Genomic DNA, 21,668 nt, shown 5'->3' with positions numbered 1-21,668 from the left:
GAACCCACCATGAACCACTATCCCATCGCAATCATCGGCGCCGGCCTCGGCGGCCTCACCCTCGCCCGAGTCCTCCATCTCCGCGGAATCGATTCGGCGGTATTCGATTTCGAATCCGGACCAACAGCTCGGACCCAAGGCGGGATGCTCGACATCCACGAAGATTCGGGCCAGATCGCGCTTCGTGCCGCAGGCCTCTACGACGAGTTCCGCGCACTCGTTCATCAAGGCGGCGAAGAGACACGCGTCCTCGATCGAAATGCCGTCGTGCACCTGAGCGAGCAGGACACCGGAGACGGCGACCGCCCGGAAATCGACCGCGGCCAGCTGCGTGACCTACTGCTCAGCTCAATTCCGAAAGAAACAATCCGCTGGGGAGCAAAGGTCCGCAGTGCCCATCCGTTGCCGGACGGTCGGCATGAAGTCCACCTCGTGGATGGCACCCACTTCACCACCGATCTCCTGGTCGGCGCCGACGGCGCGTGGTCGAAAATTCGCCCACTGGTTTCAAACGCCACTCCTGCCTATACCGGAGTATCTTTCGTGGAGTTCGACCTTCACGACGCCGACAACCAGCACGCGAAGGCCGCTGAAACAGTCGGCGGCGGAATGATGTTCGCGCTCAGTGCCGACAAGGGCTTCCTTGCCCACCGTGAGACCGACAACAGTCTGCACATCTATGCCGCCCTGCGAGTTCCCGAGAACTGGTCAGCGAGTGTCGACTTCTCCGACGATCATATTGCGAAGAAGATTCTGCTGGAACACTTCTCGGACTGGGACGAGTCGCTGCGGTCACTGATCGTCGAAGCGGACAGCTCGCTGACCCCTCGCCCCATCCATGCTCTTCCCATCGGGCACAGTTGGAGCCGTACTCCCGGGGTCACTCTGCTCGGGGACGCAGCGCATGTCATGTCGCCGTTTGCCGGAGAGGGCGCGAACCTGGCAATGCTCGACGGCGCCGAACTCGGCCAGGCGATCGCGTCACATAGCGGCACGGAGGAAGGACTTGCTGCCTACGAAGAACGACTCTTCCCACGCAGCGCCGCATCGGCACAACAGTCGGCTGACGGTCTGGACGTGTGCTTCGGCGAGAACGCACCCCAGGGGCTCCTGGACATGTTCAACTCACAACCGTGACCTGACGAATTCGGATCAGGTCGTCATGCCTCGAGGGCCAAGCGACGAAGACAAACCACGGTGGGCTTCGACTTCATCGAGCAGTTGGTGGGCTTTCTGCTCGACCACGGACAGTGCATCGGCGCCGGCGACCCACCGACGCGGGGGTAGCGGCGAATCGACAAGTGCCACAAGTGCCGCGGCAAGTTTCACCGGATCCCCACCCTGGGCACCGTTCATGCTCTTCCACGCTTCGACGGTCTTCCCAGTCCGAGCGCCGTAGTCGTCTATCGACAATTCAGGCCAGATCGACGACGCACCCTCGACAAGCAGTTCGGTCCGGAAGAATCCCGGCTCCACGATCGTCGTCCCGATTCCGTACGGGTCGACGTCGAATCGCAATGATTCCATCCAGCCCTCCAGCGCAAATTTCGACGCGGCGTAGGCTGCGCAAAACTCCTGACCAACCAGGCCCGCAAGCGAACTGACAGTCACGACATGTCCACTCCGTTGCCTACGCATCACCGGCAACACCGCCCGTGTCACATTGATCGGCCCGAAAAAGTTGGTCTCCATCTGAGCGCGAAGTTGCGCCGGACTGACAACCTCGAAGAACTCGGCGTAGAAGTTTCCGGCGTTGTTCACCAGCACATCGATTCCACCGAATCGTGCAACTGCCGTGTCCACCGCAGCATATGCGGCTTGTTCGTCGGTGATGTCCAAGGCAATCACCAACAGGTCGTCATGCTCACCGATCGCTGCAGAAACACGGTCCGCATCACGCCCCATTGCCACCACCGCGTGCCCGCCGGCAAGAGCCGCCTGAGCAATGTCGACTCCCATGCCCCGGCCTGCGCCGGTTACGAACCAGACCTTCTTGTCACCCATGTTCACTGTCCTCCCGTTTGATGGAGTCCAGTACAGAACAGATTCCACGGGCCTGGGAGTGCCTACCGTTCCCGGTTACGGCAGACCCCCTCGACGCCCCTCCTACTCGCGAAGAGTCGTCAAGAAGGCAATGCGGTCGCCGCGGTAAAGCGAGCGAACCCGCTCGATCGGCACACCCTCCGGATCGACGGAGGTCCGGTGCAGCAGAAGCATCGGCATCGAGGTCGTGGACTCGACGAGCGTTGCCTCACGCGGTGACGCGAGCACCGTCTCGATCCGTTCGGTTGCGGAGGCGAAGACCACGCCGATGGAACGGATAGCCGCGTACAGCGACGTCGTGGCATCGAAAGCGTCGAGCATCTCACCGAACCTGCTGTCCGGCAGGAAGGTTGACTCGAGTCCGATCTTCTCACCGTCGGCGAAGAGGACACGCTCGAGATGAACGACGCTGTCGCCCAACTCGATACCCAACTCCGTGGCGAGACCGTCGTCGGCTGACATTCGTTCGAACGTCACAACCTTACGACTGGGCACTCGCCCAGCACTCAGCGCGCCTTCGGTATACGAACGAATCGAGAGAGGCTGAACCAACTTCGGACTCGCGACGACAGTGCCCCGCCCCCGCCGCTCGATCCGTCCTTCGACAAGCAGATCACGAAGCGCTTGACGGACCGTCTCGCGAGCGACAGTGAACCGTGCCGCCAATTCCCGCTCGGACGGGACTGCGTCGCCCTCCTCGAGCCCACTGAGAATGGTCTCGATCTCGGTGCGCACCCGGTAGTACTTCAGCTCCGGTTCGATCACGACGCTCGAGGTCCCCGGCCCGGTGGACGTCTGCTGATTCATGGCGCAAGCGTACAAGAATTCGGTCTATACCAATTGTTAACCTGGAGTTCGTCTCGATTCCCCCTATTGGTCTAGACCAAACGTCACTATCTCTACATGCGAATTTTGATTGTGGGCGGAGGAATCCTCGGAACGGCGCACGCCGACGAGGCAATCCGCCGGGGACACGACGTCATCCATCTCGAACGCGAGCCCGAAGCCCGCGGTGCAACGGTACGGAACTTCGGATTGGTCTGGGTATCCGGGCGCGCTCCGCACGAACTCGAAGCCGCGCTGCGTTCGCGCGAGCTGTGGGCGGACCTTGCCGCCCGTGTCCCCGGCGTCGGATACCGCCCGGCCGGCTCCATCACCCTCATGCGCACCGAGGAGGAGGTCGCGGTCGCGCAGGAAGCATTCGCTCGGCCGGACGCCGACAACCGAGGGTTCGCACTTCTCGATCCCGACGCCGTTCGCGTCGTCAACCCCGCGCTCCGGGGCAAGTTTCTCGGCGGACTGCACTGCACCCTGGACGCCGCTGTCGAGTCACGGCAAGCGCTCCCCGCCATCCGTTCTTACCTCGAATCCACCGGCCGTTACACCTTCCACGCCGGAACGGAAGCCCGCGAGATCACGACGAACAGCTCCGGCGTACACACCCGCGACGACCGCGGTCGCAACTTCGACGCCGATCTCGTGATCGTCTGCCCCGGAGCAACACTCGGCGGATTGGCCCGCGATCTCGCCGGCGATCTCCCGTTGCGACGTGTGCGCCTGCAGATGATGCAGACCGCCCCACTCGGCGAAAAGCTCACCACCGCAATCGCTGACGGTGACAGCTTCCGCTACTACCCCGGTTTCGCCGGATCTGCCCTCGATCACCTTCGCTCGGTGCAGCCACAGGAACCGACTGCCGACGAGCACCGCATGCAACTCCTGTGCGTGCAGCGCTTGCACGGCGGTCTGACCATCGGTGACACCCACGAATACGAGGAGCCCTTCGACTTCGACGTCGACGAGGCGCCCTATCGCCATCTGTCCGGAGTGGTGGAAACACTTCTGGGTCGCGATCTTCCGCCCATCGTCAAGCGATGGGCGGGCGTCTACAGCCAGTGCCTCGACCCCTCACAACTTGTTCACCGCGCACAAGCCGCCGACAACGTCTGGGTGGTTGCCGGTCCCGGTGGCCGCGGCATGACGCTCGGCCCGGCACTGGCGGAACAAACCGCCGACCAGCTCGGTCTCTGAATCCTTCCGACAAGAAAGACTTCTCATGTCTCCCATCACCCTTGCCGTTCTCGACATGGCCGGCACCACCGTCGCCGACGACGGACTGGTTCTTCGCGCGTTCGCCGCCGCTGCCGAAGCCGGCGGACTGCCTGCCGAAGGCCCGGAAGCCGACGCCGCTCGCCAGTACGTCCTCGACACCATGGGCCAGTCGAAGATCGTCGTGTTCCGGGCGATCTTCGGTGACGAAGACCGCGCCCAGGCCGCGAACGCCGCCTTCGAAACCACTTACGATTCCCTCATCGACCAGGGCCTGGCCGAGCCGATCCCTGGCGCGGAGAAGGCGATCACCACACTGCGCGAGGCCGGCATCAAAGTTGCCTTGACCACCGGTTTCAGCCGATCGACGCAGGACAAACTCCTCGTCGCACTCGGCTGGGAAACCCTCGCCGATCTCACCCTCTCCCCCGCCGAGGCCGGTCGCGGTCGACCGTACCCGGACCTGATTCTGACTGCCCTGCTCAAACTTTCGATCGACGACGTCCACCAGATCGCCGTACTCGGCGACACGTCCAACGACGTGCTCAGCGGCATTCGCTCCGGCGCATCCATCGTCGCCGGAACTCTGACCGGCGCACACGACGAGCAACAGCTTCGCGACGCCGGAGCCACCCACATCGTCACGTCCGTAACGGAGTTCGCCGAACTCCTCACCCACTCCTGATCTCACCTCCGAAAAAGGAATCGTCATGCGTCTACGCCCGAGCATCGCTGCGGCCGCTCTCGCCGTGTCCGTCCTTTCGTTCACCACCGCCTGCGGTGGCACCGGCACTGCTGCCGGATCAGATACCGAGACCGTCACCGTCTACAGCGCCGACGGTCTGTCCGGTTGGTACAAGGGAAGATTCGACGCCTTCACCGCGCAGACCGGTATCGCCGTCAACCTCGTGGAAGCCGGATCCGGCGAGGTCGTCTCGCGGGTCGAGAAGGAACAGTCCAACCCACAGGCAGACGTGATCATCACGCTGCCGCCATTCATCCAGAAGGCCGACGCCCAAGGTCTGCTCGAGCCCAGCGGAATCGACACCTCCGCCGTTCCTGCAGACGAGAAGGACGACGCCGGCAAATACGTACCCGTCGTCGAGAATTACCTCTCGTTCATCGCCAATCCGACTGCATCACCCGCCCCACAATCTTGGGACGATCTGCTCACTGACCAGTTCAAGGGCAAGTTGCAGTACTCCACGCCCGGCCAGGCCGGCGACGGTACCGCGGTGTTGTTGCTGCTCCAGCATCTGATGGGCAAGGAGGGCGCACTCGACTACCTCGGAAAGCTCCAGGCCAACAACGTCGGTCCCTCGTCCTCCACCGGAAAGCTCCAGCCCAAGGTCAGCAACGGGGAACTCCTGGTCGCCAACGGTGACGTCCAGATGAACCTCGCCTCCATCGCCGACGACGGCTCGAAGTTCGACATCTTCTTCCCCGCGGGAGCCGACGGCACTCGCACCACCATTGCACTGCCCTACGTGATGGGCCTCGCCAAGAGCGCACCGAGCAGCGAACAAGCCAAGAAGTTGATGGAGTTCCTGCTCTCCGAAGAATCCCAGAAGACCGTCGCCACCGATGCACTCGGCGTATCGGTCCGCGAGGACGTCCGAAGCAGTGCCGGTGAATCGACCGACAAGAACACGCCTTCGGGAGTTCTGCAGGGCGTCAACGTGTGGACCCCGAACTGGAACGACGTCCTCAGCTCGCTCGACGCCGACATCGCCGCTTACCAGAAAGCCACCGGGAGCTGATCATGGCAAGAACCAGACTGGGGCGGACGCTCCCCGAGACCGTCGGTGTTCACGGAGCGATCGAACACTCCGCTCCGGCCATCACCTTCGATCGCGTCAACGTCGCCTACGGCCGCGGGAAGACCGCAACCCATGCACTCGTCGATTTCAATCTGCGAGTGGCACCGGGTGAAACTGTGGCACTGCTGGGGCCCAGTGGATCCGGCAAGTCGACCGCCCTGAAGGCCCTCGCGGGATTTGTCCGCCCCACGTCCGGTTCCGTCAAGCTCGGCACCCGAGACGTCACCAATCTGCCTCCCGCACAACGCGGTATCGGCGTCGTCGTTCAGTCGTACGCTCTTTTCCCGCACATGCGAGTTTCCGAGAACGTAGCCTTCGGACTCCGAGCCCATCGCGTTCCGCGCTCGGAGATCGGCCATCGCGTAGCCGAAGCCCTCGACATGGTCGGGATGTCGGCGTACGGAAAGCGCCTTCCCCGTGAGCTTTCCGGCGGTCAACAGCAGCGAATCGCAATCGCCCGAGCCTTGGCAATTCGCCCTGGAGTACTCCTCCTCGACGAACCACTGGCCGCCCTGGATGCGCAACTTCGCGAGAGCATGCTCGGCGAACTGGCGAGACTGCGCGCCGCACTACCTGACACAGCCATGCTCTATGTGACGCACGATCAGAGTGAAGCCCTGGCGCTCGCAGACCGAATCGCAGTGATGCGCAACGCCAGACTCGCGGACATCGACACCGCCGAGGCCTTGTGGAAACGCCCGCCGTCCAGCTTCACCGCGGCCTTCCTCGGGGGTGCGAACCTGCTGCCCTGCACCGTCACACGCGTCATCGGCACCTCCGCACTGGTCTCGATCGGTGGCACGCCGTTCACCGCTCACGCCCCGCAGCCCGAGATCGGGCACATCGAATGGGAGTCCGACATAGACGCCTACCTGTGTGTTCGTCCACACGCGGTAGGCGTAACCGGCGTCGGCGCACGAGGATCATTCCCGGCGCGCATCGTCTCGAGCGTCTGGCGCGGTTCCACGACGCGACTGACGCTGGCTGTCCGTGGCCTCGACGACGTCCGCGTCGACGTGGATGTTCCAGGGCACGACGAACGACCGGTCGACACCGAAGTGGGCGTCGTCTTGCCCACGGACGGCAGTGTCCTGGTTCCGGCGGATCGCCACCCATGACCACTACCTTGGAACGCCCTGAAACCGCTGTGCCCCAGCACAAAGACCCCATCCCGTGGCGCCGGATCGGGTGGACGCTACCGCCACTGCTTCTTGTCCTCGTGTTTGCTGTCTATCCCACTGCGCGTGTCCTCACGGAATCGCTGAGCACCGGAAGCGGCACCGGGTTGTCCACGTGGTCCTCCGTGCTCGGTTCGGAACTGTTCAGGACCGCACTCTGGCGGACCATCCAGATCGCCGTGGCGTCGACCCTGGGGTGCCTGATCCTGGGAACCTTCCTCGCCTTGGTGCTTGCCTTCGTTCCGTTCGCCGGATCCAAGGTGGTGGGGCGATTGATCGACACGGTGCTCGCCCTGCCGTCATTCCTGATCACGCTGGCGTTCACGTTTCTGTACGGCACGGCCGGCGCCGTCAACGCCTTGATCATCAGCATCACCGGCGACGCGAGCGGCCCGCTGAATTTCCTGAACACTCCGTTCGGAGTCATCGCGGCCGAAATCACCTTCTTCACACCCTTTGTCGTGCGTCCACTGTTGGCCGCGTTCACCCAGATTCCGCGTGAACAGCTCGACGTTGCAGCCAGCCTCGGCGCGTCACCCGTCCGAGTTCTGCGGCAGGTGGTGATGCCGGAAGCGTGGCCAGCCCTCCTGGGCGGTGGATCGCTCGTACTTCTGATGACACTGAATGAATTCGGCATTGTGCTCTTCACCGGAGCAAAAGACGTCGTAACTCTTCCGGTCCTCATCTACACCCGCGGCATTGTCACCTTCGACTTGCCCGGCGCGGCAGTGATCGCGACGGTCCAGGTCGCACTCTCACTCGGCCTGTACTGCCTCTACCGATTCACCTTCAACAGATTGATGGGAGGCAGCCGTGCTGCTGTGGACACGAAGCTCTAGGGCCCTCGTACTCGGATTCTTCACCCTGGTCGTCGCGGTGGTTTTTGTCGCGCCCATCGCCACCGTCGTCGCGGCTGCCTTGGCCGGATCGTGGACCGGTCCACTTCCGTCGAATCTCGGCGGCAAGAACTTCTCCACGGCGCTGTCCGACGAGAACTTCGCCAGCCTGATCGTCAGTTTGCAGACTGCATTCATCTCGGGAGCACTGGCATTGATCGTCGGAACGTGGGCCGCGCTGGCCTCTCGTGAGGCACCGATGTGGCTGCGGCGCATCACCGATGCCGTATTCCATTTACCGATTGCGGTTCCGTCGGTCGCGATCGGCTTGGGTCTGCTCATCACTTTCAACGAGCGCCCATTACTGCTCGGCGGCACCAAATGGATCGTGATTCTCGCTCACACGGTTTTGGTGCTTGCCTTTGCCTTCAGTTCCGTATCGGCCGCGCTCGAACGGCTCGATCCCGCCTACCGTCAAGCTGCCGAATCACTCGGCGCCGGCCCAGTGCGGGTGCTGACGCGGGTGACGCTACCGCTGCTGCTCCCAGCGTTGGGTGCGGCCGCCGGGCTTTCCATCGCACTGTCGATGGGTGAGCTGGGCGCAACGGTCATGGTCTACCCGGCGACATGGAAGACCTTGCCGGTCAGCATCTTCGGACTCACCGACCGCGGCCAGGTATTTCTTGCCGCAGCAAATACGACACTGCTGCTTGCAGTTACCCTGATCGCCCTCATGGTGGTCGGCAGAATCCGTCGGCGCTGACCTTGCTGTGCGCCTTTATTAACCGCCGGGGGTTAATAAAGGCGCACAGCAAGGGGTTTATCCCTTCCGCAAGATGTACCGCTGAACCTTGCCGCTCGGGGTCTTGGGCAGGTTCGGAACAAAGTGCACTGTGCGCGGGTACGCGTGCGCTGCAAACTTCTTCTTCACCAGGGTTTGCAGTTCCTTCTCGAGTTCGTCGTCGCCGTCGACACCTTCGCGAAGTACGACGAACGCCTCGAGAACCTCACCGCGCAACTCGTCGGGCATGCCCACCACTGCCGCCTCGATGACATGCTCGTGCATGACCAGCACGCTCTCGACGTCGAAGGGACCGATGCGGTAGCCCGCCATGATGATGACGTCGTCGTCGCGCGAGGAGAAGAAGAAGAATCCGTCCTCGTCCGTCATTCCGGCGTCACCGGTGATGTACCAGCGACCGTCTTCGCTGAATCGCTGCTTCGTCTTCTCCGGCGCATCGACGTACCCGGTGAACCACATCAACGGGCTGTTGTGAGTATCGATCGCCACGCGCCCCTGAGTGCGAGCCGGTGCGATGTCATCCGAATTGTCTTCCAGCACAGCGGCAGACCAGCCCGGCAACGGACGACCCATCGATCCGGGGCGGACGTCCTCGCGGAGTCCGTCGGCCCAGGCGTTGACGATGAACATGCCGTGCTCGGTCTGGCCGTAGTGATCACGAACCTCGACGCCCAACGAGTTCTTCGACCACGCAACAACATCCGGAGTCAAGGGCTCACCGGCCGAGGACGCGCGGCGCAGCGAGATGCCTTCCGGAACGGGTGCCTTGTCGGCACGCAGACTGCGGTACACGGTCGGAGCAGCGGCAAAATTGGTGACACCGAACTTCTCGATGATCTGCCACGTCAGCGGCGCGGAGAATCCGGCGTGCAGCAGAATGCTTCGCGTGCCGGCGGCAAGCGGACCGAGCAACGCGTAGTACAGCCCGTACGCCCAGCCCGGGTCTGCGGCGTTCCAGAACACGTCGTCCTGACGGACGTCGAGGCCGAACTCCTGGTAGGCGTGGAATGACGCGAGCGCGCGCACCGGAACCGGCACGCCCTTGGGTGTTCCCGTGGTGCCACTGGTGAACAACTGCACCATCGGTGCGTTGCCGCCGACTGCCTGCGCAGCGCCCCTCGGGTCTTCGGCATCCTGAGCTGCGACAAGTGCATCGAAGTCCAACTCGTCACCGGTCGCGCCGCCCGCGACGATGACCTGCCACGCTGCGTTGGCGGGGATGTCCTCACCCGGCGCGAGCTTGTCGAGCTGATTGGCGTCGGAAATGACCACCTTCGCGCCACTGGCCGTCAAGCGGAAAGCGATGGCCGGCGAAGCGAACGCCGTGAACAAGGGCACGTGGACCGCGCCGCGGCGCCAGATTCCGAGGAGTGCGACCACGAGGTCCGCAGACTTGCCCATCAAGGTCGCGACGTTGTCACCCGGCTCGACTCCGAGGTCGGCCAGAGCTGCCGCGAAACGCGCGGACTGCTCACGTAGATGACCGTAAGTGAGATCCACCGAGCTAAGGTCTGCCTCGACGACGGTGAATGCAACGCCATCCGCGGGATGCCGATCGCAGAGCAATTCTGCGGCGCTGGCATGCGGGGTGTCGTACTGGTCCAGCAGCTCGCGCACCCGTGCGGTGGGATCGGTGCTCATCAACTTGCTCCTTATCGATCGTCGTATGGTTGGCCCGACCGGTTACGTTGGCGGCTCGTCATACGTACTGTTCACCCCCTATGATCTAGCTCACAAGAGAACTTCACTACCCCCAGAAAGGGGTACCTGCGTGAATCGACATGCTTCGTCACTTCTGCGTCCCCGCGACGGGGACGCTATGCGAGGTGAACTCCGAACAATTGCAGCTCAGGGCGTTGTTCCCGTGCTGTTCGGAGGCGAGGTCCAGGACGGAACCCTGCACCTGAGCGAATTCGTCGGCACCCGCACCAACAATCTCAAGGGCGTGGCCATCCCGCCGCGCTCGGGCATGGGCGGACGCGTCGTCGCCCAGGGTTCACCGATCACCGTCAACGATTACGGCAATTCGCAGTCCATCACTCATCATTTCGACCGGCCTGTTCTCAGCGAGGGCCTGCATTCGATCATCGCCGTTCCGGTCATGGTGTCCGGCAAATCGCGCGCTGTCCTCTACGCCGCGATCCGTGATTCCGCTCCCCTCGGCGATCGCACAGCAGACGTCATGGTCAGCGCATCCCGGCGTCTCGGGATGGAGTTCGCCATCCGCGACGAGGTCGATCGTCGCCTGCAACTACTTCAGGCCGCCGCCGCGACCACCGCCGACGGTATGTCTTCGGAAGAGATCCGCGGAGTCCACGCCGAACTACGCAGTGTCGCCCAGACCGTGACCGACACCGACTTGCAGACCAAGCTCCGCGGACTTTCCCAGCGTTTGGCCAACCTGCTGCGGCCTACCGCCGACGCCGAATCCGACGTCGCGCTCACCCCGCGTGAAGTGGATGTTCTCTCGCAAGTCGCACTCGGCTGCACCAACATCGAAGCCGGCCAACGGCTTTCCCTTCGACCTGAAACAGTCAAGAGCTATCTGCGAAGCGCGATGGGAAAGCTGGACGCGAGCTCACGCCACGAAGCCGTGGTTACCGCTCGCAGGTTGGGACTGCTCCCCTGAGGGGTCAGTAGCCTTCCGGCAGGGCGGTGAGCATGTCGCGGGTGACTGCGACGGCGTTGTCCGAACTTCCGCCCCGCACAACCAGAGTGGCGAAGGCCAGGTTGCCGCGATAGCCGACGAACCACGCATGCGATCCCCCGTCGACCTCGGCTTCACCGGTCTTGCCGTACACCTCACCCTGATCTTCGACGCGTTCTGCAGTACCGCTCGTGACCACGAGCCGCATCATGCCGCGCAGGCCGTCGACCATGGCCGGCGTGATCGCCGGGCGCTCACCGTCGATGGTGGTTTCGCGCCCCGAAATCAGTTGCGGGACCGGAGTCGAACCGTTCGCGACCGTCGCAGCTGCCATCGCCATTCCGAACGGACTGACCACGACCTTGCCCTGACCGAACCCGTCTTCCGTCCGCTGGACCAGGTCCGACGCCGGCGGCACCGAACCGGAATCGATCGGCAATCCCACCACGTTGTAGTCCTGGCCGATGCCAAACTGCGCTGCGGCAGTGGTCAACGTGTCTGCCTGCATCTCGCTGGCCAACTTGGCGAAGGACGTGTTGCACGAACGCGCGAAGGCCGTTGCCATCGGCACCGTGCCGAGTGCGAACTCGTTGTAGTTGGGGACGCTGCGCTCGCCGATCTCGATTCGGCCCGGGCATGGCACCATCGTGTCGGGGGTCGCCTGACCGGTCGAAATTGCCGCCCCTGCAGTGATGATCTTGAAGGTCGAACCAGGCGGGTACTGACCCATCGTCGCGACCGGCCCGTCGCGGTCAGCTGCCTTGTTCTGCGCGACGGCCAGGATCGCGCCACTCGACGGTTCGATCACCACCATCATCGCCTGATCCTTGTTCACGTTCACCGCGCGCTGAGCAGCGATCTGGATGTTGCGGTCCAGACTGATACTGAACGACGGAACCGGTTGTGGCGCAGTCTCGGTCAACACGTCGGTGTCGACGCCGTTCTGGTTGACCGTGACGACACTCCAGCCGGCTTTGCCGTCGACCTCGTCGATGATCGTCTTCTTGATCTGCCCGAGAAGGTCAGGCGCGAACTCCGGGTCGGTCGACACGAGATCCGATTCGTCCGATACCGATACTCCCGATATCGCACCCAACTGCGCCGAAACTTGGTCGTAGTCGTCACTGCGCAGCCGCGTCACCAGATAGTCACCCTTGACGGCCGTCGAGGATTCGGCGATCGACTGACCGGTCAGCGACGCATCGAACCGCCCGAGAACACTTGCGAGACTGTTCGCGGAACCGATGATGTCGTTGCTCTTGGAGCGATCGAACTTCACTCGGTAGACGATTCCCGGCACCAGGACGTCGGTCCCCGAATGCTCGTTGACCCGCGCTCGCGGCGCCGCGGTTGCCCGCAACGACATCGTCTGCTTGTCACCGAGGCGCGGATGAACGTCCGTCGAACTCCAACGGACGGACCAGTCGCCGTCCTTGCGTCCCATCTGCAGCTCGCCGTCGTACGTCCAGACGCGGTCTTTCGGCAGGTGCCACTCGTAGGTGTAGCCGACCGTCGCAGTGTCACCGTTCATCTTCACCGACGTGGTCTCGGCAGTCATCGACTCCGCCTGAAGCGCATCCCAGGTGTCACTCAATACAGGACCCGCGGAATCAGGCCGGTCCGTCATTTTTGCTGCCTCGTCGATGTCCCTGTCACCGAACGCACTCAGGAACTGCTGCGCGACGGGCTCGGGGCCGGCGGGTTTCGGAGTACACGAACTGATCCCCACCGCCAAAAAAATCACGGTGCAGGAGGCCAACAGTTGGGCCGAGCGACTACGAGAGAAATGCCGAGTGTTCATCGAGCCCCATAGTAGGGCGACAAATGCTCCACCCAGCGTAGGCGCGACCATTGCACGCAGCTTGGACGCTCAGTCGAGCAGCACCGTCGAGAAGGTCGCGACCTGCCGGAACCCCACCCGCGAATAGGTCGACCGCGCAATCGTATTGAAGCTGTTGACGTACAGGCTCGCAATGCGACCGGTCGCCATGATCGACTCCGCTACAGCCGCTGTACCGGTCACGCCGAAGCCCTGCCCACGAAATTCCGGGTTGACCCACACGCCCTGAATCTGGCCACAGCGAGCAGACATCGAACCGACCTCCGCCTTGAAGACGACGTGGCCGTCCTCGATATGCGCCCACGCTCGACCAGCGGCGATCAGGCTTGCCACACGATGTCGATATCCGCGCCCACCGTCGTTTGCACGCGGATCGACGCCAACCTCTTCGATGAACATCGCGATCGCGGCAGGCAGATAGATCTCGAGTTCGTCCGAGCGAACCTGCCGCACCAGTGGGTCCGACGGGCATGCCAGCGGCTCGGATACCGCGAGCAACGGCTGTTCGGGGCGAACCTCCCGCGCAGTTCCCCAATCGAGCTCGAGCATCTCCCACAGCGGCAACGCCAATTCGGCGCGACCGACCACCGACGAGCACATGCGCGGAATCCGACAGGCGCGGTCAGCGAATGCCCGAATGTCATCCGGATCGCCTCGAAGTGGAACCAGATTTGCCCCGGCAAAGCACAGCGAGGACAACGGCCCGCCTCGACTCCACAGCTCGCCGTGAATCATTCGTGGGTCGACACCGCATTCTTCGACGCGCGCGGCAATCATGCAGGCGGCCACCGGATCGGCGTCGAGTACCCGTCGGACGTCTTCGAGATCTCGACTTCCGACCTGCTTGGCTCCGAGGAGTTTGAGCATCCGTCAACCCCCTCGACTCGACTGCGCGTCCACGAATATCACTACCCGATCATGATGCACTCAGATTGCCACGAACCTGACACCGACGGGGAAGATTCATCCGGCAATCACTCAACTCACGGTGACGACCGGCGCACCCTCCGAAGCGTCACCCTCCATGCTTTCGGCGATTTTCATCGCTTCTTCGATCAAAGTCTCGACGATCTGCGCCTCGGGCACCGTCTTGATGACCTTGCCCTTGACGAAGATCTGGCCCTTGCCGTTGCCGGACGCCACACCGAGGTCAGCCTCACGTGCTTCACCCGGTCCGTTCACGACGCAACCCATGACTGCCACGCGCAGCGGGATCTCCATGCCTTCGAGGCCGGCAGAGACCTCGTCGGCAAGTGTGTAGACATCGACCTGTGCACGGCCACACGAGGGGCATGACACGATCTCGAGCTTGCGGGGACGCAGGTTCAGAGACTGCAGAATCTGGTTACCGACCTTGATTTCTTCGGCCGGCGGGGCCGAGAGCGAAACCCGGATGGTGTCGCCGATACCCTCCGCGAGCAGCGCACCGAAGGCGACCGCGGACTTGATCGTGCCCTGAAACGCCGGCCCTGCCTCCGTGACGCCGAGGTGCAACGGGTAATCGCACTTCGCGGCGAGTTGGCGGTAAGCCTCGACCATGATCACCGGATCGTTGTGCTTGACGGAGATCTTGATGTCACCGAAGCCGTGCTCTTCGAACAACCCGGCCTCCCACAGCGCGGACTCGACCAACGCTTCGGGCGTCGCCTTGCCGTACTTCTCCATCAACCGAGGATCGAGCGATCCCGCGTTGACACCGATACGAATCGGAATGCCTGCATCACCGGCAGCCTTGGCTACCTCTTTGACACGGCCGTCGAATTCCTTGATGTTGCCCGGATTGACGCGCACCGCAGCGCATCCCGCATCGATTGCCGCGAAGATGTAGCGCGGCTGGAAGTGGATGTCGGCGATAACCGGGATCTGGCTCTTCTTCGCAATGATCGACAACGCGTCCGCGTCTTCCTGACGCGGGCAGGCGACACGGACGATGTCGCAACCGGACGCGGTCAGCTCCGCGATCTGCTGGAGCGTTGCATTGACATCGTGCGTCTTCGTGGTGCACATGGACTGCACCGAGATGGGGAAATCGCTGCCCACACCTACCGTGCCGACCTGCAGCTGCCGTGTCTTGCGTCGAGGAGCAAGAATCGCTGCGGGTGCCGAGGGCATTCCCAGTCCGATAGGGATGGTCACGTCTGTGCCTTCTTTCATAGCTTCACTGCAAGTTTAGCCGGGCGATCGCCGCACTACCGCGCGGCAACCGTCGCCATGCTCACACGGTCAGAAGATCTTGATCGGATTGACGATGTCAGCCGTGAGTGTCAGCAACATGAACGCGCCACCGATCACGATGAATACGTAAGTAATCGGAAGGAGTCTCGTGTAGTCGACGGGACCGCCCGGAATCAAGCCGCGGCGAGCGCGGAACCAATCGCGGATCTTCTCGTAGAAGACCACCGCGATGTGACCGCCGTCGAGCGGCAACAGCGGCAGGATGTTGAAAACACCGAGGAAGAAGTTGATCGATGCGAGCAGTCCGACGAACGTCGCCCACTGTGCACGGTCCGCCGCTTCACCGCCGATAACGCTGGCACCAACCACGCTGATAGGTGTGTCCTGGGCGCGTTCGCCGCCTGTCACCGATTCCCACAACGCACCGACCTTTGCCGGCAGATCAGCCATGGCCTTGACCGATTCGACCAGAGTGAAGCCGGTGAAACTCAGGGTGCCCGGAACTGCGCTGAAAGCGTTGAACTGGAGCAGGGGTGGAGACACGGTACCCAGGCTCATTCCGACCGCACCCACTGTCGCCGAACGCAAATCACCTGTTGCCGGATCCGTCACCCACCGCTGTGCCTGTTCTACGACGACTGGAATCGTTAGATCCTGCCCATCGCGTTCGACGCTGAGCACTGCAGTACCGGTGACCGGCTGCAATTTGGCCACCACATCGGCCGACGTCGACACCGGTTGCCCATCAACGGCTGTGATGACATCCGACGGCTCCAACCCAGCCCGTTGCGCCGGACCGTCACCGGAGCACGTCGCCAGAGTTCCGTCTTCGGTCTGCGTCGGTGCGACGCACGACAGACTTCCCACCTTTGCCAACGTATCGCCGCTGCGATCCGGCAGGCCCCAGCCGAGAGCCAGCCCGTAGAGCAGCGCAAAGCCGAGAATGAAGTTCATCGCGATACCGCCGGACATGACGACGACACGCTTCCACGCCGCCTTCTTGTACATCGCGTGCGGCTCTTCTTCGGGTGTCATCTCGTCGAGAGCCGTCATACCGGCGATGTCGCAGAATCCACCGAGCGGCAGCGCCTTGAGGCCGTACTCGGTCTCACCTCGACGGAACGAGAAGATCTTCGGTCCGAAGCCGATGTAGTAGCGGCGAACCTTCATTCCCAAAGCCTTGGCCGTCCACATGTGGCCGGCTTCGTGCAGGGCGATGGACACGCCGATGCCGAGGGCAAACAGCACTACGCCCAGTGCAAAAACCATGAAAGCTCTAGCCCTCCTGCTTCACGAGCTGACGCGCTCGTGTGCGTGCCCAGCCGTCTGCGGCCAGAACGTCGTCCACGGTAACCGGTTCCGCGGACCATTGACCTGCATCGTCGAGAACAGCGGCCACCGTGCGGACGATCGCCGGGAAGGAAATGACACCGTCGAGGAATGCCTGAGCCGCCACTTCGTTGGCCGCGTTGTAGATCGCGGTGAAGCAACCGCCGGATTTGCCCGCGCTTCGCGCCAGATCGACGGCGGGGAACACCGACGAATCGAGCGGCTCGAATTCCCAGGTGGAGGCGGTGGTGAAGTCGCATGCCGACGCAGCACCTTCGATGCGGTCCGGCCAGCCTAGAGCGAGAGCGATGGGGAGCTTCATGTCCGGCGGGCTTGCCTGCGCCAGCGTCGACCCGTCGAAGAAGGTGACCATGGAATGCACGATCGACTGCGGGTGCACGGTGACGTCGATGCGGTCGTAGTCGATCCCGAACAGCAGGTTCGTCTCGATCAGCTCGAGGCCCTTGTTGACCAGAGTTGCCGAATTGAGGGTGTTCATGGGCCCCATCGACCAGGTGGGGTGCGCTTTTGCCTGAGCTGGATTCACACTTTCGAGATCCTCGGCGCTCCAGCCACGGAACGGTCCACCCGAAGCGGTGAGAACCAACCGAGCCACTTCGTCGCCTGTTCCACCACGTAGACACTGGGCAAGCGCCGAATGCTCCGAGTCGACCGGCACGATCTGACCGGGTGCGGCGGCTTTGGTCACCAGCGCTCCGCCGGCGACAAGCGATTCCTTGTTCGCCAGCGCCAGGCGCGCTCCCGAGTTCAACGCCGCCAGAGTCGGTTCGAGTCCCAACGAACCGACGAGTGCATTGAGGACAACATCGGCACCGCTGTCCCGAACCAGTTCCGTCACGGCGCTCGGTCCCGAACGGGCGGTTACCGATTCCAGCGCCGATGCCGCTGCAGGATCGGCGACGGCGACCTCGGTGACGCCGGTTGCACGAATCTGTTCGCCCAACAACTCGACGTTGTTGCCGCCCGCTGCGAGACCGACTACTTCGAAACGATCGGGGTTGGCTGCGATGACCTCCAGCGCTTGGGTACCGATCGAACCGGTACTGCCGAGGAGGAGGACGCGGGTACGTGTGGTTTCCTGCACTCGCCCATTGTTCCTGATAACACCTGAGAACAACCTTATCGACGCCCAACTACGTACGACAGGCAGTCGTATGTCACCATATTGGGCAGTAGTGCAACCGAATGAGCAGGAGGATCGACCGTGGCCGATACCCAGTTGGACGTCAAGTCCAGCGCCCCCGTCGTGGTCTCGCACGTCGATGAGGCCGAGGTTCCCTCTGCCGCATGGGGGTGGAGTGGTGAAGGACTCAAGTTTTTCCGTTTCCTCGGATGGTTCTTCGCAATATTCCTGCTTCTGATGATGATCGGAAACCATCACGGCAAGGTCGAGGATCTGTGGCTCATCGGCACCGCCGGATTGATGATCTTCGTTCTGGTCCGCGACATCGTCATCCGTCGCCGCCCGCGCTAGAGACCTGACAAAGAGAAGGCCTCCACGAACGAAAGTTCGTGGAGGCCTTCTCTTTATGTGTTTTTCAGGCCTGGAGGGTTTCAGTTCTCGGCTGCCAGCTGGCCACAGGCTGCGGCGATTTCCTGACCGCGCGTATCGCGCACGGTGCACGAGACGCCCTGGGCGATGACCCGACGCACGAACTCACGCTCGACGTCCTTGGGGCTCGCGTCCCACTCGCTACCCGGAGTCGGGTTGAGCGGAATCAGGTTGACGTGCACCAACCCGCCGAGTGCTTTCTTCAGCTTCTTGCCCAGCATGTCCGCGCGCCACGGCTGATCGTTGACGTTCTTGATCATCGCGTACTCGATGGACACACGCCGACCGGTCTTGTCTGCGTAGTACCGGGCAGCCTGAAGTACCTCCGACACTGACCAGCGATTGTTGACCGGCACAAGTGTGTCGCGCAGTTCGTCGTCCGGTGTGTGTAGCGATACCGCCAGCGTGACGCTCAGGCCTTCGTCAGCGAGCTTGCGGATAGCGGGAGCGAGGCCGACGGTCGAGACCGTCACGGACCGCTGAGACAGGCCGAGCCCGTCGGGTGCGGGCGAAGTGATGCGTCGTACCGCTGCCACCACGCGCTTGTAGTTCGCCAAAGGCTCGCCCATACCCATGAACACGACGTTCGAGAGGCGTCCGGGTCCGCCGGCAACATCACCGTCGCGCATTGCGGCCGCTGCCTCGCGAACCTGATCGACGATCTCGGCGGTCGAAAGGTTGCGGTCGAGGCCGCCCTGACCCGTCGCACAGAACGGGCAGGCCATTCCGCAGCCTGCCTGACTCGAGATACAGAGCGTCGCCCGATCGGGATAGCGCATCAGGACGCTTTCGAGCAGCGTTCCGTCATGCGCCTTCCACAGGGTCTTGCGAGTGTCGCCCGAATCGCACGCGAGGTGCTTGATCGGGGTCAGCAAGGTCGGGAACAGCGACTCCCCCACCTTCTCGCGCACCGATGCGGGGAGATCGGTCATCTTCTCCGGATCGGCTTCGAGACGCGCGTAGTACTGACGCGCGAGCTGATCGGCCCGGAAAGCCGGAAGGCCGAGCTCTTTCACCGCTTCTTTGCGCTCGGCGGAATCGAGATCGGCGAGGTGCCGTGGAGGCATTCCGCGCTTGGGTGCAGTGAAAACGAGGGGAAGAGAGGCAGCCATAGTTACACCATTGTCCCATTGTTTTGGGGTGCTACCCCACTGCCACCCGATTGTGGCCGGATTACCCGTGCAACTTTGCGCAGGTTGCGTGATGATCATGTCATGTCAACCACACCAGAGGATCCGTCGAACTCCCCCGTGTACGGCCCTGCCGACGGTTTCGGTCCCGACCCGGAACTTCCGAAGGTGGGCGAGGACAAGGCAGTCGAAAAACACGATCCCGAACCGAACCCGACGCCTGAACCGGTGCCGACCGGAACCGCGGTAACCGACCGAACCAGGGCTGCGACGACGTGGGTTGGCCTGGTCATCGGCGCAATCGTGCTGATCATGCTGCTGGTGTTCATCCTGCAGAACCTCGAGAGCGTCTCCGTCAAGATCCTGGCCTGGCAAATCGACTTTCCGCTCGGAATCACGATCCTGCTCTCCGCGATCGCGGGCGCATTGATCATGGCGTTGGCAGGCGGGGTTCGCATCATTCAGATCCGGCGCGCAGCGAAGCGGCAGATGTGACTGAAATCTAGTTACGCAATTGGGTCTACCCGCGAGTAAGCAGGCATCATTGTTGTCGTGGAAATCACCCGAAAGGCCCCGATGTGACTACTCACATGGAGAGACCTGTGACCTCGCGTATTGCCCCGCAACAGGCAAGATCCTGGCTCCTCGTCCCCGCGTCCAAACCGGACACCTTCGACGCCGCACTCGCGAGTGCGGCCGACGCCGTCATTCTCGACCTCGAGGATGCCGTCACCGCACCCAACAAACCGGCGGCCCGCCGCGATGTCGCCGCATTCCTGAGCGAACACAATCACGCCTGGGTTCGGATCAACGACGCCACGACACCGTTCTGGGAAGAGGATCTGGCCGCACTCGCGGGCCTCCCCGGACTCGAGGGTGTCATGCTCGCAAAGACCGAAAGCGGTCAGCAGGCCGACGCCACGGCCGAGCGACTTCCCGAAGGCACCAAGATTCTTGCTCTCGTCGAATCCGCGGTAGGACTCGAGGCTGCGCCCGAGATCGCACGCACTGACGGCATCTTCCGTCTCGCATTCGGCAGCGGCGACTTCCGGCGCGACACTGGGATGGACGACTCCCCCACGTCGATGTCGTACCCGCGTTCGCGGCTCACCATCGCCAGCCGCGCGGCACGCATCGCTCCGCCGATCGACGGTCCCACGCTCGGCCCCGATCTGGATCTGCTCGCCCGAGACTGTGCGATCACCTTGTCACTCGGTATGGCCGGCAAACTCTGCATGACCACCGCGCAGACTGCCCCCGTCAACGCGGGACTGAGTCCCTCCGTGGCCGACGCGATCTGGGCTCAGAATGTCATCGACGATCTCGGCGAAGACGGCTCACGCGTGCGCGATGGCAGCGACCTGCCCAAGCTCGCCAAGGCGAAGAAGATTCACAAGCTGGCCACCCTGTTCCACATCCCCACCGATCACTGATTTTTTTACTACTGAATCGGTGCAGAAAACGTCAGGCGCTCAAGTCGGAGCGCCTGACGTTCGTCTTTTGAGTCCGCTTTCACGCAAGTTCGAGTGATCGTGGTTTGGACCGAACATGGATCCGGTATCGCACCGTGAAGCCCAATCCCGTTACTTGCGAGAACGCACGCTCGGCAGTCTTCTCGGTGAACTCGATTCCGAGTACCCGCCGCAAGTCGTCTCGATTCTCGAACTCCCACCGGGCGTCGACACGCGTGAGCGAGAACCCTTGAGCCTCGAAGAATCCTTCGACCGCCGCGGGATCGTATTTGGGCAGATCCGCCCTCATCCACTCTCCGTACGGGCCGGCGCTCACATCGAGATCCACGATCAGCAGGGCTCCCCCGGGCCTCAGGATGCGCATGGCTTCACGAATTCCCGGGCCGCAGCCTTTGCCGAAAAAGTACGCCGTACGGGCATGAACGAGATCGACTGAAGCATCCACCAGACCCGTGGACTCTGCTGAACCCTGGACTACGTCGATCGACGCCGAATCGCGGGTTCGTTCCCGCGCGGCCTTCACCAGCGGTGCGTGCGGCTCCACTCCGACAACACGACGGGCAGTACGAGCGAACTCCGGTAGATGGAACCCCGCCCCACAGCCGACGTCGACGACGTCGCGTCCAGACCAGTCGACCTGGGCTCGCATCGCGGCCCAAATGGAACCGTCGACGTCCTGCGCGCGGTTCTCGATTTCGTACACGCCCGGCCAGTGCCAGATGTTCGGGCTGGGGATCGGCTTGGAACGGCCGGAGAAGAAATCACGCACGCGAA

General features: G+C 62.9%; 21 protein-coding genes. 11 read left to right on the top strand and 10 right to left on the bottom strand.

Going from position 1 to position 21,668, the window contains the following annotated elements; genetic code table 11:
* The first annotated feature begins 9 nt into the window (after window positions 1-9).
* Entirely contained in the window at window positions 10-1,137 is a 1,128-nt protein-coding gene (locus H7C86_RS11110) for an NAD(P)/FAD-dependent oxidoreductase (protein ID WP_182261081.1), read from the top strand.
* Window positions 1,138-1,152: 15 nt separating this feature from the next.
* Here H7C86_RS11110 and H7C86_RS11105 read toward each other — a convergent pair whose 3' ends face one another.
* Both H7C86_RS11105 and H7C86_RS11100 read right to left on the bottom strand, forming a co-directional pair.
* On the bottom strand, window positions 1,153-2,004 hold the full coding sequence (locus tag H7C86_RS11105) for an SDR family NAD(P)-dependent oxidoreductase (RefSeq protein WP_182261082.1): 852 nt from the start codon (window positions 2,002-2,004) through the stop codon (window positions 1,153-1,155).
* A 102-nt stretch (window positions 2,005-2,106) separates the two neighbouring features.
* Window positions 2,107-2,850, bottom strand: coding sequence for a GntR family transcriptional regulator (locus tag H7C86_RS11100; RefSeq protein ID WP_182261083.1), 744 nt, complete (start codon window positions 2,848-2,850; stop codon window positions 2,107-2,109).
* 96 nt (window positions 2,851-2,946) lie between these two features.
* Here H7C86_RS11100 and H7C86_RS11095 point away from each other — a divergent pair, with 96 nt between their 5' ends.
* Genes H7C86_RS11095 through H7C86_RS11070 form a run of 6 tightly spaced genes read left to right on the top strand, consistent with a single transcriptional unit; the run spans window position 2,947 to window position 8,689 of the window.
* On the top strand, window positions 2,947-4,074 hold the full coding sequence (locus tag H7C86_RS11095; RefSeq protein WP_182261084.1) for a TIGR03364 family FAD-dependent oxidoreductase: 1,128 nt from the start codon (window positions 2,947-2,949) through the stop codon (window positions 4,072-4,074).
* Between the two features lie 25 nt (window positions 4,075-4,099).
* Window positions 4,100-4,777 (top strand): phosphonatase-like hydrolase, encoded by a 678-nt coding sequence (locus H7C86_RS11090; protein ID WP_069145991.1) that lies wholly within the window; start codon window positions 4,100-4,102, stop codon window positions 4,775-4,777.
* Window positions 4,778-4,802: 25 nt separating this feature from the next.
* On the top strand, window positions 4,803-5,852 hold the full coding sequence (locus H7C86_RS11085) for a 2-aminoethylphosphonate ABC transporter substrate-binding protein (protein ID WP_020969356.1): 1,050 nt from the start codon (window positions 4,803-4,805) through the stop codon (window positions 5,850-5,852).
* Window positions 5,853-5,854: 2 nt separating this feature from the next.
* On the top strand, window positions 5,855-7,030 hold the full coding sequence (locus H7C86_RS11080; protein ID WP_182261085.1) for an ABC transporter ATP-binding protein: 1,176 nt from the start codon (window positions 5,855-5,857) through the stop codon (window positions 7,028-7,030).
* On the top strand, window positions 7,027-7,929 hold the full coding sequence (locus tag H7C86_RS11075; RefSeq protein WP_182261086.1) for a 2-aminoethylphosphonate ABC transporter permease subunit: 903 nt from the start codon (window positions 7,027-7,029) through the stop codon (window positions 7,927-7,929). The genes H7C86_RS11080 and H7C86_RS11075 overlap by 4 nt, the downstream gene beginning before the upstream one ends.
* Window positions 7,904-8,689 carry an ABC transporter permease gene (locus H7C86_RS11070; RefSeq protein WP_019747999.1) on the top strand — a complete coding sequence of 262 codons (786 nt, stop codon included), beginning with the start codon at window positions 7,904-7,906 and terminating at the stop codon, window positions 8,687-8,689. The genes H7C86_RS11075 and H7C86_RS11070 overlap by 26 nt, the downstream gene beginning before the upstream one ends.
* Window positions 8,690-8,746: 57 nt before the next feature.
* On the opposite strand, the gene H7C86_RS11065 is transcribed toward H7C86_RS11070, so the two are convergent.
* Window positions 8,747-10,369 (bottom strand): AMP-binding protein, encoded by a 1,623-nt coding sequence (locus H7C86_RS11065; RefSeq protein WP_069145989.1) that lies wholly within the window; start codon window positions 10,367-10,369, stop codon window positions 8,747-8,749.
* A 178-nt stretch (window positions 10,370-10,547) separates the two neighbouring features.
* Between H7C86_RS11065 and H7C86_RS11060 the strand changes: the two genes are divergently transcribed.
* Window positions 10,548-11,357: a LuxR C-terminal-related transcriptional regulator gene (locus tag H7C86_RS11060; protein WP_182261164.1), complete on the top strand. Its 810-nt coding sequence runs from the start codon at window positions 10,548-10,550 to the stop codon at window positions 11,355-11,357.
* 4 nt (window positions 11,358-11,361) lie between these two features.
* On the opposite strand, the gene H7C86_RS11055 is transcribed toward H7C86_RS11060, so the two are convergent.
* The 5 genes from H7C86_RS11055 to dxr form a co-directional block, all read right to left on the bottom strand.
* A complete protein-coding gene (locus H7C86_RS11055) occupies window positions 11,362-13,176 on the bottom strand; it encodes a penicillin-binding transpeptidase domain-containing protein (RefSeq protein WP_020907378.1) in 1,815 nt (604 codons plus the stop codon).
* Between the two features lie 69 nt (window positions 13,177-13,245).
* Window positions 13,246-14,082, bottom strand: coding sequence for a GNAT family N-acetyltransferase (locus H7C86_RS11050; protein ID WP_182261087.1), 837 nt, complete (start codon window positions 14,080-14,082; stop codon window positions 13,246-13,248).
* A 111-nt stretch (window positions 14,083-14,193) separates the two neighbouring features.
* Window positions 14,194-15,351, bottom strand: coding sequence for a flavodoxin-dependent (E)-4-hydroxy-3-methylbut-2-enyl-diphosphate synthase (gene ispG / locus H7C86_RS11045; protein WP_007734888.1), 1,158 nt, complete (start codon window positions 15,349-15,351; stop codon window positions 14,194-14,196).
* 87 nt (window positions 15,352-15,438) lie between these two features.
* Window positions 15,439-16,659, bottom strand: a complete 1,221-nt coding sequence (locus tag H7C86_RS11040; RefSeq protein WP_019747995.1) for an RIP metalloprotease — start codon at window positions 16,657-16,659, stop codon at window positions 15,439-15,441.
* A 7-nt stretch (window positions 16,660-16,666) separates the two neighbouring features.
* Window positions 16,667-17,824, bottom strand: a complete 1,158-nt coding sequence (gene dxr / locus H7C86_RS11035) for a 1-deoxy-D-xylulose-5-phosphate reductoisomerase (protein WP_080910460.1) — start codon at window positions 17,822-17,824, stop codon at window positions 16,667-16,669.
* Between the two features lie 120 nt (window positions 17,825-17,944).
* Between dxr and H7C86_RS11030 the strand changes: the two genes are divergently transcribed.
* Window positions 17,945-18,214, top strand: a complete 270-nt coding sequence (locus H7C86_RS11030) for a DUF2631 domain-containing protein (protein WP_019747993.1) — start codon at window positions 17,945-17,947, stop codon at window positions 18,212-18,214.
* 80 nt (window positions 18,215-18,294) lie between these two features.
* Here the strand turns inward: H7C86_RS11030 and rlmN are convergent, their stop codons facing one another.
* On the bottom strand, window positions 18,295-19,404 hold the full coding sequence (gene rlmN, locus H7C86_RS11025; RefSeq protein ID WP_019747992.1) for a 23S rRNA (adenine(2503)-C(2))-methyltransferase RlmN: 1,110 nt from the start codon (window positions 19,402-19,404) through the stop codon (window positions 18,295-18,297).
* A 102-nt stretch (window positions 19,405-19,506) separates the two neighbouring features.
* Here rlmN and H7C86_RS11020 point away from each other — a divergent pair, with 102 nt between their 5' ends.
* Entirely contained in the window at window positions 19,507-19,917 is a 411-nt protein-coding gene (locus tag H7C86_RS11020; RefSeq protein ID WP_180279630.1) for a lipopolysaccharide assembly LapA domain-containing protein, read from the top strand.
* 95 nt (window positions 19,918-20,012) lie between these two features.
* A complete protein-coding gene (locus H7C86_RS11015) occupies window positions 20,013-20,855 on the top strand; it encodes a CoA ester lyase (RefSeq protein WP_030244636.1) in 843 nt (280 codons plus the stop codon).
* Window positions 20,856-20,934: 79 nt separating this feature from the next.
* Here the strand turns inward: H7C86_RS11015 and H7C86_RS11010 are convergent, their stop codons facing one another.
* Window positions 20,935-21,663 (bottom strand): class I SAM-dependent methyltransferase, encoded by a 729-nt coding sequence (locus H7C86_RS11010; RefSeq protein ID WP_097387486.1) that lies wholly within the window; start codon window positions 21,661-21,663, stop codon window positions 20,935-20,937.
* Window positions 21,664-21,668 lie beyond the last annotated feature (5 nt).

It is taken from the genome of Rhodococcus sp. UFZ-B548 (assembly GCF_903819475.1).
Lineage (GTDB): Bacteria > Actinomycetota > Actinomycetes > Mycobacteriales > Mycobacteriaceae > Rhodococcus_F > Rhodococcus_F erythropolis.
This window is presented reverse-complemented; position numbering and strand designations above follow the sequence as displayed.